At 40.9% G+C, this 16,756-nt stretch carries 12 protein-coding genes; 6 read left to right on the top strand and 6 right to left on the bottom strand.

What is annotated here, in order from left to right:
- Nucleotides 1-571 precede the first annotated feature (571 nt).
- From HGJ91_RS13615 to HGJ91_RS13590, 6 genes are all read left to right on the top strand, one after another.
- Nucleotides 572-2,845: a tetratricopeptide repeat protein gene (locus HGJ91_RS13615; RefSeq protein WP_291348360.1), complete on the top strand. Its 2,274-nt coding sequence runs from the start codon at nucleotides 572-574 to the stop codon at nucleotides 2,843-2,845.
- A 589-nt stretch (nucleotides 2,846-3,434) separates the two neighbouring features.
- The gene (locus tag HGJ91_RS13610; RefSeq protein ID WP_291348359.1) at nucleotides 3,435-3,887 is read left to right on the top strand and encodes an Hsp20/alpha crystallin family protein; all 453 of its coding nucleotides are present in this window, start codon (nucleotides 3,435-3,437) and stop codon (nucleotides 3,885-3,887) included.
- A 30-nt stretch (nucleotides 3,888-3,917) separates the two neighbouring features.
- Entirely contained in the window at nucleotides 3,918-6,269 is a 2,352-nt protein-coding gene (gene lon / locus HGJ91_RS13605; protein WP_291348358.1) for an endopeptidase La, read from the top strand.
- 28 nt (nucleotides 6,270-6,297) lie between these two features.
- Nucleotides 6,298-7,101, top strand: a complete 804-nt coding sequence (locus HGJ91_RS13600; RefSeq protein ID WP_291348357.1) for a septal ring lytic transglycosylase RlpA family protein — start codon at nucleotides 6,298-6,300, stop codon at nucleotides 7,099-7,101.
- 12 nt (nucleotides 7,102-7,113) lie between these two features.
- On the top strand, nucleotides 7,114-7,671 hold the full coding sequence (gene gmhB, locus HGJ91_RS13595) for a D-glycero-beta-D-manno-heptose 1,7-bisphosphate 7-phosphatase (RefSeq protein ID WP_291348356.1): 558 nt from the start codon (nucleotides 7,114-7,116) through the stop codon (nucleotides 7,669-7,671).
- A complete protein-coding gene (locus HGJ91_RS13590) occupies nucleotides 7,672-9,822 on the top strand; it encodes an ATP-dependent RecD-like DNA helicase (protein ID WP_291348355.1) in 2,151 nt (716 codons plus the stop codon).
- Nucleotides 9,823-9,946: 124 nt separating this feature from the next.
- Here the strand turns inward: HGJ91_RS13590 and HGJ91_RS13585 are convergent, their stop codons facing one another.
- From HGJ91_RS13585 to tkt, 6 genes are all read right to left on the bottom strand, one after another.
- A complete protein-coding gene (locus tag HGJ91_RS13585) occupies nucleotides 9,947-10,840 on the bottom strand; it encodes a fumarylacetoacetate hydrolase family protein (RefSeq protein ID WP_291348354.1) in 894 nt (297 codons plus the stop codon).
- A 111-nt stretch (nucleotides 10,841-10,951) separates the two neighbouring features.
- On the bottom strand, nucleotides 10,952-11,764 hold the full coding sequence (locus HGJ91_RS13580) for an epoxyqueuosine reductase (RefSeq protein ID WP_291348353.1): 813 nt from the start codon (nucleotides 11,762-11,764) through the stop codon (nucleotides 10,952-10,954).
- Between the two features lie 114 nt (nucleotides 11,765-11,878).
- Nucleotides 11,879-12,919, bottom strand: a complete 1,041-nt coding sequence (locus HGJ91_RS13575; RefSeq protein ID WP_291348352.1) for a BsuBI/PstI family type II restriction endonuclease — start codon at nucleotides 12,917-12,919, stop codon at nucleotides 11,879-11,881.
- A gap of 3 nt (nucleotides 12,920-12,922) precedes the next feature.
- Nucleotides 12,923-13,966 carry a DNA cytosine methyltransferase gene (locus tag HGJ91_RS13570; RefSeq protein ID WP_291348351.1) on the bottom strand — a complete coding sequence of 348 codons (1,044 nt, stop codon included), beginning with the start codon at nucleotides 13,964-13,966 and terminating at the stop codon, nucleotides 12,923-12,925.
- 319 nt (nucleotides 13,967-14,285) lie between these two features.
- The gene (locus HGJ91_RS13565; RefSeq protein ID WP_291348350.1) at nucleotides 14,286-14,672 is read right to left on the bottom strand and encodes a secondary thiamine-phosphate synthase enzyme YjbQ; all 387 of its coding nucleotides are present in this window, start codon (nucleotides 14,670-14,672) and stop codon (nucleotides 14,286-14,288) included.
- 73 nt (nucleotides 14,673-14,745) lie between these two features.
- Nucleotides 14,746-16,749, bottom strand: coding sequence for a transketolase (tkt, locus tag HGJ91_RS13560; RefSeq protein ID WP_291348349.1), 2,004 nt, complete (start codon nucleotides 16,747-16,749; stop codon nucleotides 14,746-14,748).
- Nucleotides 16,750-16,756 lie beyond the last annotated feature (7 nt).

Here is a 16,756-nt window from a genome sequence, read left to right as displayed (position 1 = left end):
TTTGCAAAAATGGAGTGAAAAACATGTTTACTGATGACCAGCAGGAGGAGACCGTAAGCAAAAAAACATATTTTTTGTTAATGGATAACTATTTTTTATTGACTTACTTTCTTATAGGCACTCAAACACTTGGCGGTTTTAACGCTCCACTGCGTTAAGACCCTGTACAGAAGTCCAATCAACGATTCCCTGCAACCCCATGCCCCGACCTTTTCGACAAACCCCAGTCTGAAAATATGGTGTACAATTAGAATAATCTGTCCCCTGTGAATTTGCTGCACCTGCCAGTGGTAAGCCGGCACTACCTGGATCTTTTTTAAAAAGGAATCCTCAAAGGTTGAGGTAATCTCAATCTCCAATTAAGTTTACTCTGGCAAAATCTTTCTGAATCAGCTATAATTTCCGTACTGTTTATTCATTGAAATCTCTTCAGCTCTTCATAAAATTTCAATCAGAATTCACTAATCCAAATTGCAGTTATTAAATCGGTTATCATTCAAATTTACAAGATAAACAGAATCTGATGATTTTTTTGCGCGAGAAAAAAGCAAGAGTCCGAAGGAGGTATAAAATGAAAATAATTTATAGAGCGTATCTATGTTTATTTGTATTAATTTTGCTAAATTCACCCACTTTTGCAACAGAGCATGATAAATCAAAGATCGAATGTGGAGTCCAAGCAGGCGCTCAGGTTGAAGTTATTATACCAATTGAACACGAAATTTCTCTAAGAGTAAATTACCAAATGGATGATGGACTTATCATTCACATTGTCCTGAGTATTCCAAAAAATACTCAGATTAAATTTCAGACAAATTCTTTTGCAATAAAGGACTTTTTATCAGGGAATTCTTTTGAAAGAAAAGTTACTTCAATTTATGAAGGTAACGTTGATTTTAATCTTAATAACCTCCCAAGTAGAAAAATAGATATATACAGAGCCCTTCAAGGCGATACAATAACTGACAGCAAAGTAGGCAAGTCGCATAGTAAAAGCCATAAACCTTACTCTATCTTGCTAAGTTTCAAAGGAATAGAACCTAAACAGTTTAAATTAATACTCCCTGAGATCGAAATAAATAAACAGCCTTACCGTATTTTAAGTATTTGCTTTGACAGAACAGTTTACGAATTTAAAAAGATACAATTAAAATCTAATACCCCCATTACCATTCGATCTGTTGATTATCCGAATCAACTCTGGATTGGTCTCGATGCTACTGTAAATGAAATACATAGAGATGGTAGAATATCATTGTTCAAGATATCTGAAGAAAAAGGCACCCAAGGTGCCGGAGCCATGGCCAGATTTTTAGCGTGTTGTATAACCTATTTAGCAAATCAAAGGGGTTATAAATATTTCGTCTCAGGTTTGGAGGATTTGGATAGCCGGATCTTGGTAGTATTTTTGAAAAAAAAGGAAGAGGATATTAAGAAACTATTGGGGAAAGAATATAGCAGCTATATTCTCGAAGATTTTATAGTAGATACTGGGCTTTTTAGTCAAATGTGTGGATTTGCCCCACTAAACGAATCTGATTTTAAAACTAAAGTCATAGATGAAATCATGGAAATGAATCCTAACGATGATACAGCTTACTATATGCGGGCAGAGACATATCTCCGCAAAGCTCAGTATGACAAAGCAATATCTGATTACACTAAAGCCATTCAGATAAATCCAGAATATGCTATGGCCTACTATTATCGAGGACTTTCCTATGTGCGTAAAGGCCAATATGAAAAGGCTATCATCGATTTTACACGGGCTACCGAGATAGAACCAAAGTATGACAACCCGTTCTACAATCGAGGACTCGCCTATAAAAACCAAGGTCAGTATGACAAAGCTTTCCATGATTTTAGCAAGGCAATCGAGATAAACCCCAATTATGAAGATGCATATCTCAGTCGGGGAGTTATATATTTAAAAAAAGAACAATTTGGTAAGAGTATTTCTGATTTCACCAAAGCCATTGAGTTAGATCCTAAATTTAAACAAGCCTACTACAACCGTGGAATTGCTTATAGAAAACAAGGCAAATACCCCCAAGCAATACAAGACAATACCAAAGCCATTGAGTTAGATCCTAAATATGTAGATGCCTACTACAACCGTGGGATTGCTTATTGGAGGCAAGGCAAATACCCCCAAGCAATACAAGACAATACCAAGGTTGTTGAGTTAGATCCTAAACATGTAAATGCCTACAACAACCGTGGGATTGCTTATTGGAGGCAAGGCAAATACCCCCAGGCAATCCACGACTATAACAAAGCCATTGAGTTAGATCCTAAATATGTAAATGCCTACTACAACCGTGGGATTGCTTATGATAATCAAGACAATTACACCCAGGCAATCCAGGACTACACCAAAGCCATTGAGTTAGATCCTAAATTTAAACAAGCTTACAACAAACGTGCATATGCTTATAAGAAGCAAGGCAAGTTTGCCCGGGCAATCCAGGACTTCACCAAAATCGTTGAGTTAGATCCTAAAAATGTAAAAGCCTACAACAGTATTGGATGGATTTACGCAACTGCTAAAGATAAAAGTTTTAGGAATGGGCCCAAAGCGGTGAACTTTGCATTAAAGGCGGTTAGTTTATCAGATACCGTTGGCATTATGGACACTTTAGGAGCAGCTTATGTAGAAAACCAGCAGTATGAAAAAGCAATCAAAACCTACAAAACCATAGTTGGAAAAGACAAATCACTTATCAAGGTATATCAAAAATCGTTAAAAGACAAAGGGTGTTATTCAGGTCAAGTCGATGGTGTTTATAGCCAGGAATTTGAAAACGCTATACGATCATGTGTCCTGGAAGGAAATTACTTGTGACAACTCATTTCAACTCGGATTTTTTTACTTCTTACCAAAAGTTAAGATTCAATTTTATTTGCTGACAAGTTTCAGATTGGCCATTTTCCTATGGTGTTTTTTTAATATATTGAGTTGATTCTGAGTTAAAATAAAAATTTTAATTTTCTGATATTGCTTGCCTTGCGTTTGTCGAAAAGGTCGGGGCATGGGTTGCAGGGAATCGTTGATTGGACTTCTGTACAGGGTCTTAACGCAGTGGAGCGTTAAGACCGCCAAGTGTTTGAGTGAGGAACGAACGAGTTTTGGCGGTTAGCGCAACGGAGTTTAGAAACTGTAAGAAGTTCAATCGGATTCTGCAACCCATGCCCCGGCCGGGTTACCGCAAAACTACCATTTTAAGCTTTGTGATTTTACACACGATTGCCCTTGTTAAAAATTATTCAGGCACCAGGGCGGATAAGACAGCCTGGATCAAAACGGGTTGGTGTAAAAAATCCTCACCGGAAATTGCCGGGCCTTTATAATACAGCTTTACAATATCTGACTCAAATGGTATTCTCATCGAATCATCAGATGATCGATTTAACAGCATCATCAGGAGTTTTATATGAAACACATAGAAATTCGGTTTGGAGATAATATTGAAACACAATCTACTGAAGAAAAATCTTTTGAAGATATGTTTCATTCTGTCAATCCCATGTTCTGTTTTTCAAAACGGGTATGGAAACCTCAGATGGATATATTTGAAACAAGAAGTGAGATTATTATCCAGGCTGAGATAGCAGGTGTAAGAAAAGAAGATATTGTTATTGAAGTGAGTAACAAAGCCGTCAAGATGTCAGGAATCAGGAAAAGTAATCATCCGGACCAGACAGCCACATACAGGCTTGCAGAAATACAATTCGGACAGTTTGAGCGAGTCCTGTATCTGCCAACTATTATTGATGTCGAAAAAGTATCCGCCACATTTTTAAATGGATTTTTGGAGCTTACTTTGGGAAAACTGTTCAGTAAAAATATTAAGAGCAAACGAAATGTTTCCCTGGATTTCATTTAAGCCATAGATTCCAAAAGGAACCAGACTATAATGGATGATCTTAAGGCTTCCCCACGAAATATAACATCAGATAACATCCCGAACATCATTCCCATTCTTCCCATTGTTGACACCAATCTTTTCCCTAAAATGGTGTTGCCCCTGGTATTGATTCAAAACGAAGCGGTCGAGCTGATTGATGAGGCCATGTCCGGAAACCGAATGCTGGGACTGCTATTATCCAAGCGATCTGATATTAATTCCAAACATACGGCAGACGATCTTTATCGGATCGGCACAGTGGCCGTTATTTTAAAAATGTCCAAAATGGAAGATGATAAAGCCCAGCTTTTAATACAGGGATTAAACCGTTTCAGGGTCATAAAGTTCCTCCAGGACAAAAAGTATATGCAGGCCAAAATTGGTGTCATGGAAAGCAAAAATGCTGGCAAAAACAAAGAAAACAGAGCTTTGATGGCCAATATTATTGAACAGTATGAGAAAATTGTAGAGCTGTCTCCGGGGCTTCCCTCAGAAATGGGTCATATGATCAAATCATTGCAGGAACCCAATGTTCTTGCGGATATGGTGGCCTCCACCATCAATGCACCTGTCAAAGAAAAGCAGAAAATTATCGAGCTTCTGGATGTCACTAAACGCTTGAAAAAAGTGACCCGGCTGGTAAATGACCAATTGGAGATTCTTGAAATGGGTTCCAAAATCCAGAGTCAGGTAAAAGAAGATATGGATAAGCAGCAGCGGGAATACTATCTTCGCCAGCAGCTGAAAGCCATAAAGGAAGAACTGGGTGAAACAGAGGATGAAAGTGTTGAGATAAAAGAATATCAGACTATAATTGAAGAAAAGAGGTTGCCGCAAGAGGCACAAAAAGAAGCGGAACGGGAGTTGCGGCGCCTGTCAAGAATGCACCCGTCATCTTCTGAGTATGTAGTGGCCTCAACCTATCTGGATTGGTTGACATCATTACCCTGGAAAGAGAGATCTGAAGATAATCTCGACATTAAAGAGGCAAGAAGAATACTGAACCATGATCATTATGGCCTTGAAAAACCTAAAAAAAGAATTCTTGAATATCTGGCCGTTCGAAAATTGAAAGATGATTCCAAAGGCCCGATTCTCTGTTTTGCAGGCCCTCCCGGAACGGGGAAAACATCCCTTGGCAGATCTATTGCGAGAGCCCTGGGCAGACAGTTTGTCAGAATTTCCCTGGGCGGGGTTCGCGATGAAGCTGAAATCAGGGGCCATAGAAGGACCTATGTGGGTGCACTTCCGGGAAGGATTATTCAGCATTTGAGAAAAGCCGGTACAAAAAATCCCGTGTTCATGCTGGATGAAATAGACAAGATGGATTCATCTTATCATGGTGATCCTTCTTCCGCCCTCCTGGAGGTCCTGGACCCGGAGCAGAATTTCTCGTTTTCAGATCACTACCTGAATGTATCTTTTGATCTTTCCGATGTGATGTTTTTAACCACAGCAAATGTACTTCATACGATCCCGGCACCCCTGCGGGACAGGATAGAAATTTTGGAACTGAGCGGTTATACGGAAGAAGAAAAATTAAAAATTGCCACACGATATCTGATTCCCAGACAAAGGGAAGCGAACGGCCTTAATGCGACTCAGATTAAAATTACCTCCAGTGCGGTTAAAAAGATTATTTCAGGATATACAAGGGAATCCGGCTTAAGAAACCTGGAGAGACATATCGGATCTGTGTGCAGGGGGGTTGCAAGCAAGATTGCTGAAGGAGAAGCCAAAAACCTGGTTGTGGGACAAAAAAATCTGCATGGATATTTGGGACCTGCATCCAATATGCCGGATCTGCTTTTGAGGATAGAGAATCCCGGGGTTGTTGTGGGGCTTGCCTGGACACCCTATGGCGGAGAGATTCTTTTTATTGAAGCTGTGGCCATGAAAGGTGGAAAAGGACTTACCTTAACAGGACAGCTTGGGGATGTTATGAAGGAATCAGCCAGCACGGCCTTAAGTTTTATCCGGGCCAACGCAAAAAAATTAAAAGTGGATGAATCCTTTTTCAGCAATCATGATCTCCATATCCATGTGCCTGAAGGATCTATCCCCAAGGACGGTCCTTCTGCCGGTGTGGCCATGTTGACCTGTCTTGCTTCCTTGATGATGGGGCGGGTTGTGAAAAAGCGTCTGGCCATGAGTGGAGAGATTACGCTTAGAGGAGAGATTCTGCCGGTGGGCGGAATAAAGGAAAAGGTGATTGCAGCACACCGGGCAGGAATCAAGAAGATTATCCTGCCGTTATGGAATCAAAAAGATATGGAGGATGTGCCGGATCATATAAGAGGTTCCATTGATTTTTATTTTGTTGATAAAATGAAAGATGTATTAGAATTAGCGCTTAACTGATAATGTTAGATATTATGGAGCAATCTTTTTGAAGTTCAAAACCCAGATCATGATATTGTTTTCATTGGCCCTTTTTGGTTGCGCAAGCACCATGGATACCCCATATAAGAAAGCCCATACCCCGCCTTCAGAATCATCAACATATAAAACAAGTCCATCGTCATCCACCGGACAAAAAAGTCCTGCAACCCAGAGACCCTATAAAATAAAAGGGGTTCGGTATACCCCGATTGCCAGCGCCACCGGATTTGTCCAGACCGGAATAGCATCCTGGTACGGCAGAAAATTTCATGGAAGAAAAACGTCCAATGGCGAAATTTACAACATGCATGCCATGACCGCTGCTCATAAGACACTCCCCATGAATACCTGGGTCAGTGTTCATAACCTTAAAAACAACCGGAAGATTGTGGTGAGGATTAATGACCGTGGTCCGTTTGTTTATGGGAGGATCATAGACCTTTCTTACACTGGGGCAAAACGTATCGGGATCACAGGCGCCGGAACAGGAAAGGTAAGGGTAACCGCCCTTGGAAGGGCCACATCATATTCCAAGAAAACAAAAGATCCTATTGCCTTTAAACCTGTTGATTATTGGAAAGGCAACCTTACGGTCCAGGTGGGGGCATTCCAGGTCAAAGTCAATGCAGAAAGATACCGGTATAAATTATCAAAAACTTATCAAAATGCCCATATTACTACTTTTACGGATGACCGGGGGACATTTTACCGGGTGAGAATCGGCAGGTTTACCAATTTGAAAGATGCCATAAGGTTCAGTGAAAAAATTATTGCACAAGGCTTTGGCAGTGCCTTTGCAGTTGCAGAATAAAGAAAAGATATTATGGGATATATCGTTTTTCTGGATCGGGACGGAGTCATTAATATTGATTCTTCCGAATATGTTAAAAATGAATCAGAGTTTGAGTTTATCCCAAAAAGTCCTGAGGCGATTGCCCTTCTTTGTAAAAATGGATTTCATGTCATTGTGATCACCAATCAGTCTTTGATTGGCAGAAAGATGGCCACCCGGAAAGCTTTGGATACCATTTTTAAAAAAATGAAAGAGGGTGTTAAAAAAGCGGGTGGAGACATCAAAGATATTTTCTTTTGTCCCCATACCCCGGAAGCGTGTTGTTCCTGCAGAAAGCCAAAACCAGGACTGATTCTTGATGCCCAAAAGAAATACCAGATTGATCTTGCTCAATCCTGCATGGTGGGGGACAGTGCAAAAGATATTGAATGCGCACGCAATGCAGGGTGCTCAAAAACTTTATTAGTCAAAACCGGGAATGGATCAAAGGCAGAGCAGCAGCTTTATCAAAAAGGCATCACGCCTGATTTTATCGGTTCGGATCTTTATGAAACCGCTCTTTGGATCATCAAGAATGTGAAGATTTAAATGATCACCATCAAAGGCATTTTAGACCGACTGACCTATCAGAATCAGGACAATCATTATACGGTTGCCAAACTTCGGATTGCTAAAATCAGTGATCCTGTCACCATCGTGGGTCATCTTGCCGGGGTGTTTGAAGGTGAAAGCCTTGAGGTTTCAGGAAAGTGGACCACTCACCCCAAATATGGAGACCAGTTTAAAGCAGAAGTTTATAAGGTTGTTTTACCCGCCACGGTCTCAGGTATTCGCAAATATCTTGGCTCGGGTATGATTAAAGGAATCGGCAAATCACTGGCCGATAAAATAGTGGATCAGTTTGAAGAAAGAACCCTGGATATCATTGAAAACGAGCCTGAAAAACTAAAAAAAATTTACGGAATCGGAGAGGCCAAGAAAAAAGTCATTGAGCAGGCCTGGAACAAGCACCATGCCGTCAGAAGAGTCATGCAGTTTCTCCAGGAAAATGATGTGGGCGTGTATCATGCCGCCACTATTCTTCAAGCCTATGGGTCAGATGCCTTGAATATTTTGCAGCAGGACCCTTATGTCATAGCAAAGGATATTCCACAGATAGGGTTTGCCATAGCGGATATGATTGCAATGAAAGCCGGTGTTAAAAAAGATGATAAAAACCGTCTTCAAGCCTGCCTGGTCTACGTACTTTTGTTGTTTGAGCAGGAGGGGCATGTTTATGCATTAAAAAAAGAATTGTTCAAATCGAGTTCAAAAACATCAGGCGTGGAACCGGATAAATTTGAGCAGGCGCTGGAAGCATTGATCGATTCCGATGAAATCAAGACCGAACCGGATGAAGAGGATATAAAAGTTTATCTTTCAAGGCTTTACAGGGCTGAATCAGGTATTGCATCAAGGATGAAAGCCATTTTGTCCATGCCTGTAATTTCCCGTCAAATCAACAAAGATCAAATCCTTGAAGAAGTGCTGATAAAGCTTGCCATAAAATTATCCGCAGAGCAATTGAGTGTTGTCAATAATGTATTACATGAAAAAATTGTTGTGATTACAGGGGGGCCGGGAACCGGAAAAACAACCCTGATACGGGCATTGTGCGCAGTCTACAAATGGCGGGATTTAAAGGTGGCATTGAGCGCCCCCACAGGAAGAGCTGCCAGACGCCTTTCCGAAGTAACAGGAAAAAAGGCTTTTACCCTGCACAAACTTTTGGGATTTGACTATGAAAACCAGACATTTGAGAGAAATTTTGCCAATCCCCTTGAGTTGGATGTGTTGGTTGTGGATGAAGCCTCAATGGTGGATACCCAGCTTATGTACCGGCTCATTGAAGCCATGCCGGTAAGTGCAAGCCTGATACTTGTGGGCGATACATTCCAGCTTCCTTCTGTGGGCCCCGGCAATGTATTGTCTGATATTATTGAATCTGATCGAGTAAAAGTCTTCTCTTTAACAACCATATTCAGGCAGGCTAAAGAAAGCCCTATTATCATGTATGCCCACAAAATTCGGAACGGAGAGATGCCGGATTTTCAGAAAGCTAAGTCGGGTGAATTGTCAGAATTTTATTTTATTGAGAACCGGGAATCTGAAAAAGTGGTGGAAACCATTCTCGAACTTTGTTCAAAGCGGGTGCCCAAAGCATTTCCCCACATTGATGAAATACAGGTCTTAACTCCCATGCATCGGGGGCAGGCCGGTACCATTAATCTGAACCAGCAGCTTCAAAGGGTATTAAATCAATCCAAGGGCGGCATAGAGGCCGGGGGCATCATATTTAAACCCAATGACAAGGTCATGCATCTAAAAAATAATTATGAAAAAGATGTGTTTAACGGGGATATCGGTATCGTTCATGAAGTCATTAAATCCAAAAGCCGTGTTCTGGTGGATTATGACGGCCGCATCGTTGAATATGATATCCTGGAACTGGATGAACTCACTCTGGCCTATACCATATCTGTCCATAAATCCCAGGGCAGTGAGTATGCAGCTGTCATTGTTGCACTGACCACAGCCCATTTTCCCCTTTTGCAAAGAAACTTATTATATACGGCCATGACCCGGGGGAAAAACCTGGTGATCATTGTAGGGTCTTCAAAAGCCCTTAAGATGGCGCTGAATAATAATAAAACCGCTTTACGTCTCTCAGGCCTCAAACAAAAATTGATGTCCCCGTGATATCGGTAAAAGTAGTAATATGGGCATTTTGATAGGTTGTTGATAATTTATACCGGTAATCATCCATAATATTTTTATGCACGACGATTTCATGTACCATCTGCACAAACAGCAATTCTTTTAATCATAAAACACCTCTTTTTTTTAATTTTAAATCAATGACATGATTTATTAGCGGTTGGAAGCCACTAATACGGCATTCAATAATATCACCATTTTTTAATGGTACCGCTCCAGGTGTCCCGGTTGAAATAATATCTCCTGGAAGCATTGTCATGATTTGTGAATGATACGCGACTAAAAAATCGAGTGGAAATGTCATGTTTGCAACAGTGTTTTCGGCATGTAATTTACCATTGATAATTGTTTGGACTTTGAAATTGAATACATCTTTTATTTCTTCAATTGTATATAAAATCGGCCCAAAACTAAAAAAGGAATCAAAACTTTTGGATTGTGTTAAATTTCGAGGATTCCTTTTTAGAATATCTTCTGCTGTCATATCGATAATCGTTGTGACTCCAGCGAGAACAGAACGCCAATCATCCCGCTTCACATTTTTACACTTTTTTCCAAAGATCAGTCCGAGTTCTGCTTCTCCTGTAGTTTTTTCTGATAGTACCGGGATTTTTATTGTATCTTGATGACCAATAATCGCGGTATCGGGCTTCATAAAGCTCGCAGGTTCTGAGACAGGTACTTTTTCAGAAAGGTCTTCCGCATGAGCTTTATAATTTAAACCAATTCCCCAAATTTTTCTCGGTCGACGATACAGAGGTGCAAACCGGATCTTTTTTTTCAGGATAGAGATTTCCTTTAATTCTTGAGTTAAAGCGTCACTGTTTTGATAAAACCATTTTTTTATCTCTTCCAATTTTTCTTCAGCAAGTATGCTGAATAAATCACGCGGCCAATTTTTATTAAATCGCTCATTAATGAAAGATATAGGTAAGCAACCATAATCTGTTATAATACCGGCAACTTCTTGTCCATCAAGTAGAATAGTAGCAATCTTCATAATACAGTCCTATATTCAAATCTTCAATAAAGGGTTATAAGTCAATTTTTAATGAACATCCTGTTCTTTTGGGATTTTAGATTCACAAGGAACCTTTGTCTGACAGAGACCTCAGCCATATCCGTCAAGGGCATAGTTTGATATCACATAATCCTTGGTAACCGGAAAAAGGTGTTTATAGCACAATTCTTTATTTTTTCCAGCTTCCGTGACAGCTCCTGCGGGACATCTGGATATGCACTTCCCACAAACGCCTTTGGTAAAAAAGAGGCAGTATTCATGGTGATCTGTATAAGGTCTTGGCGTGGGAGAAACCGGAATTTGGGCAATAATGGAGCCTGTACGCATTGCCTTGCCTAGGGGGGTGATAAGCCCGTCACAAAGGCCGAATGTTCCAAGTCCTGATGCATAAGCTGCGTGTCGTTCAGACCAGGTAGAGGCATATCCGTACTTTGGCGAGATTCTTATGCTGAATTGGGGAGTGAGTACAGGGGCGACTGCCCTGTATCCTTCTGACTCCAAAGAGGTCACAACATGTTTTCGGAGGATTTCATTGGTTTCTTCACCAAAAATGCGCCCTCTCGTCCATCTTTCAGCAGGATAAAATTTTTCTTTTCGGTTATCGGCCTTGGTGGCATTATTATGCGGCAGAATCCAGCTAATGACCGTCAGTTCCTCAGCCTTTATGCCGAAATCCCTGAAAGTAACAGTAAATATTTCCAAAGGTGTTAAGTAGAACGGCCCCACATGATCTTTATACGCCTCATATAAAGGATCGTCTCCTCTTGAAAACCCTACCAGCGGCATTTCAAAGGCTTTATCATTGTTTTGATTTTTTAATGTGTTTTCAGGCGAGGTTTCAATGAAATTTTTTATTGTCTTTTCTATCCATATGGCATTCTCTGCAGATTTATCTATATGCACAATTTCACCTCCTACAGCATTTTTTTGTTGGGTTTTATTTCTTTAGGATGATTTGAGAATAGTATCTCTCTTACAATCATTTCCTATTTTTGAAAATGCGGTAAAAAATAGTGATTATAAATATTTTTTGGCTTTAGTGTTGTCATATGGGCCGAGAAATTTATCTCCATTAAAATGAATCATATGCTCAGGTCTGTCTGCAATCCAGACTTCTGTCTCCCATGCTATGTCTGCAACAAATTTGCGAAAAGTTGCCTTATCCAGAAATGCAGATATATATATTCTATCTGCCGTGCATTTTTGAGTCAATTTCTCCAGCTCTATTAACCTTGTTGGAGATACAGGCCCTGAGCTGTGGACGGCCTCAATTAAAAATAACCAATTTTTATTTTTATTGTATGCAACAACATCTGGAAGTTCTCCTCGTTTCAATTCGAAAAAAGCAAGAGCCTCAAGAGCAGGCCTATTAATGTGAAGAAATTTATCAGAAGCGTCACCAACATACAAAATTTCTGCACCAGATCCAAATAAAGGTAGAAAGCTTTCAATTATTTCTTTTTGCAATTCGTTATGCTTTCCGGGTGAAAACTTTAGTTCAGTTCCCGATGGCAGCTTTACATCGATTTTTTCCAGGTCTCTTTTTTGACTCAGCACTTCTTTTAGTGTTTTTTTACCGGCTAAAAGTTTCTTCACGTTTTCGGGCCACTCATTAGAACCATATGACCTAACTGCTTTCCCATACTCTGGAGACAAACAATAACCTCTGGTCGGATCATTTCTCGCCGCATTGGGGTTTGTATTGCTGATAAGTCCGTCAAGGACCATCATTTTTAGGTCTTTCCTTCGAATATCATCATATGAACCTGAGCTTATATTTTCTTCAAGATGCTCATTCATATACTCAATAATATCTCGTGATTTAAGGGAAATAGCATGACTTCTATCTTTAGTCTTGTTCCAACTTCGTGATTTGCTTATCTGTGCCACCGAAATAAAAACAAGCGCCATTTTTTCAAGGCCTCTTGGTTTTTTCTCATCAAGGGGAATCCCCATGCTGTGAATGATATCAAGGGCTTGATTTATAAGTTTTTGGAGTTTTTTAGACTTTTTATTGAATGTTTTGCACTTGCTTTTTAGCGTAAGATAATTTTTCATATTTTAAAATAAACTCATCTGTTGGGGAATTTTGAACCTCATACCATCCATTTCATTAGCTTCATACCGAAGATCGGATTGTAAATAGTCCTTTACAGAAAGAGCAAGCTTAAATGCAAATAGTGGAGGTACTGCATTTCCAATCTGATAAAATTTACTGCTTAAAGTTCCCTCAAATTCAAACCAATCAGGAAAGCTCTGGAGTCTTGCTGCTTCTCTGACTGTAAGCATTCTCCTGCTTCCATCTTCAAGTCTTATTCTATGCATGTCTCCAGTAGCACCTGCTAAATTTCTGCAAGTTAATGTTCGTGAAGGCCTGTCTAAATGCAAATCTCTTGGGTTAATGCACTGTGAAGCCTTTTCATATTTTTTTATATAGACATCCATATTCGGAGTAACCCATCTGACATCTTCTGGTATTTGGGTTGCAAGCTCTTGGAGAGCCTCTCCGGCGGTAACATCTTTAATTTCTTCTTCTGGGAAGGTAAAGGCACCTTTATGGCCTACAACAATAACTCTTTCCCTGTTTTGAGGGACACCATACCTTTTAGCATTTAACAGTTTTGATTCGATAATGTAGCCAAAACTTTCCAATCGCTCTTTAATTTCTTCAAAATACCACTTGTTACGATAAAGCAACCCCCGAACATTTTCAAACATCCAAATATCAGGGTTGATTTTTTCAACTGCTGCAATAAAAGCAGGGAAACCATCACGAGAATCGTTAAGACCTTTTTGTTTTCCACCAACACTGAAAGGTTGACAAGGAGGACCGCCGATAATTACATCTGCATCAGGAAATTCTGTGTCTTGAGTTAAGTTTTCGGTTATGCATTTCCCGTTAAGATTATTCGAATATGTTGCACAATAGTCTTCATTAATTTCATATCCAACCGTTCTGAAACCGCAAGCTTCGAAACCTAAACCAAGCCCTCCACAACCGGCAAACAAATCAAGGACCGTAGGGCACTTGCTATTCCCACAGGGAACAAGCAATTCGTTTATATACTCAACATATTTTTTTTCTTTTGTTTTACACGCTTTCAAGGGCTGAAATAAACCTCTATTTATAATCAATTTTTATTTAAATAATCACTTTCTCATATAATCTATATTGACCATTATTGCTATTTATATCAACCGAACATAATTTTTTTTTTCATAACCGCGGTTATGGTCAGCTTCATGAACAAGTAATTGTGCGGTTGCCCGCAGAGCATTCATTTTTTAGGGATATTAATTTTAGGAATAACATGATGATTAAAATACCGCAATAATTATCACTGCATTTTGACAACTATCTGGGTAGGAAGGAGCTTCCTGACAGGCAACATAAATTTTATGTTCATAATGATTTGATTAATCATCAGAGGATGTTAATATTCACCCGCCGGTTTCTGGGGCCGTCAAATTCACAGAAATAAATACCCTGCCAGGTGCCAAGAACAAGAGAGCCGTTTTCCAAAGGTATGGTTTCTGAAGGGCCGAACAGGCTGACCTTTATGTGCGCGGCAGAATTGCCTTCCATGTGTTTGAAATGATCATCCCAGGGAATCACCTTGTTGATGGTATTTAGAATATCTGTTTCAACGGCAGGATCTGCATTTTCGTTAATGGTGATCGCGGCAGTGGTGTGCATGGAAAAGACATGGACAAGGCCATTTTTTATTTTGGATTCTTTTACAGCATCTTGAACCTGGGAAGTGATATCGACCATCTGGGTTCTTGCGTTTGTTTTAACACTGATCTGCATGTTCTGCCTCCTTATTTTAAAACCCGGGAGCCAAAGAATTTTTGGCACCGGGTTAGATGCTACTTAAGGTTTGTTATTTTAAAAGATCAAGCGCGTTATTAACGATATTTTCCGGGGAGAATCCATACTCCTTGAGTACGGTTCCGCCGGGTGCTGAAGCACCGAATTTGTCAATGCCGATGGTTTTACCTTCCTGGCCTGTGTATTTTTCCCATCCCATGGAAATTCCTGCTTCAACAGCCATTCTTTTTGTCACACCGGACGGCAGAATTCTTTCCCTGTAGGATGCAGGGGCCTTTTCAAAGAGTTCCCAGGACGGCATGGATACCACGGCAGCTTTGATGTTGTGATCTTTTTCAAGTGTATCGGCTGCCTCAACGCAGATATGGACTTCGGAACCAGTGGCAATGAGAATCATATCAGGGTCAATTACTTTTTTCACTGTATACGCCCCATAATTAAACTCGCCGTCCCGTTGAGACACATCCAGGGTCGGCAGTTTTTGGCGGCTTAATATCAATGCCGTTGGTGAATCAATAGTTTTTAAAGCCTGTTTCCAGGCAAGAGCCGTCTCATTGGCATCGGCCGGCCTTACAACGGTAAGACCCGGAATAGCCCGCAGCGATGCCAGGTGTTCAACCGGCTGATGGGTGGGGCCGTCTTCGCCCACGGCAACGCTGTCATGGGTAAACACATAAATCAGCGGTAGTTTCATTAATGATGCCATACGGATGGCCGGGCGCATATAATCGGCAAAAACCATGAAAGTCCCGCCATAGGGTCGGATGCCGGAATGAAGATACATACCTGACATGATGGCACCCATGGCATGTTCACGAACGCCAAATCGAATATTTCGCCCTTCCCAGGCATCTTTTTGAAAGTCGGTTGAATTGTTAAGATAAGTTTTATTTGACGGTGCAAGGTCGGCAGATCCCCCCATTAATGCAGGTAGACTGTCAGCAATGGCATTGAGTACCTGGCCCGATGCAGCCCGTGTGGCAATGGGTCCGTCTTCAGGATCGAATTGAGGAATATCTGCATCCCAGCCCTCAGTTAAAAAGCCGCTGATAGCATCAACAAACTTGTCAGCATGTTCCGGGTATTCAGTTTTATAGTCGTTAAAGAGGTCCTGCCAGCTTTGTTCAAACCCTTCTCCATATATCAGGGCTTTTCTACAGTTCTCCAATACCTCTTCGGGTACATAAAAATCCTTATCATCCGGTACTCCATAAAACTGCTTAACCAGCTTAATTTCGTCCACTCCAAGGGGTGCGCCATGGGCATCGGAAGAGTCCTGTTTGTTGGGGCTGCCATAGGCAATATGCGTTTTTATCTGTACCAGTGTCGGTCTTGCAACAGCATCTTTGCCTGCCTGGATGGCTTTCTGGATTTCTGCAAGGTCGTTGCCGTCTTCAACCGTGACCACATGCCAGTTCTGGCTTTCAAATTTTGCTTTCACATCTTCTGTAAATGAAATGTCTGTTTTTCCTTCAATGGTAATGGAATTGTCATCGTAAAGGCAGATCAGTTTTCCAAGTCCAAGGTGTCCTGCAAGGGAGATCGTCTCAAGGGCAACCCCTTCCATGAGATCCCCATCACCGCACATCACATAGGTATGGTGGTTGATAAGTTCTTTTTCTTTCATGTTGAATCTGGCTGCCAGATGACGTTCTGCAATGGCCATGCCCACAGCATTGGCAATTCCCTGGCCCAAAGGACCGGTTGTGGTTTCAACACCCGGGGTATCTCCGCGTTCAGGATGTCCCGGGGTTCTGGAACCCCATTGTCTGAAGTTTTTCAGATCATTAAGTTCAAGGCCATAACCCATAAGATAGAGAAGGCTGTAAAGCAAAGAAGAGACATGGCCTCCGGACATAACAAAGCGATCCCTGTCGATCCATGCCGGGTTTTTGGGGTTGTGTTTTAAAAAGCGTTTGAACAAAACATATGCTGCAGGCGCTAAGCCCATAGGTGCACCCGGATGTCCGGAATTTGCTTTTTGAACCGCATCCATACAAAGGGTTCTGACTGTGCTGACGGTTAATTGATCAAGATTTGTTTTGGCTTGGGCCATTGTTTGT

The organism is Desulfobacula sp. (assembly GCF_014237455.1).
In the GTDB taxonomy this organism is placed as follows: Bacteria; Desulfobacterota; Desulfobacteria; order Desulfobacterales; family Desulfobacteraceae; genus Desulfobacula.
The sequence above is the reverse complement of the archived record's forward strand: the minus strand, read 5'-3'. Positions and strand labels throughout refer to the sequence as shown.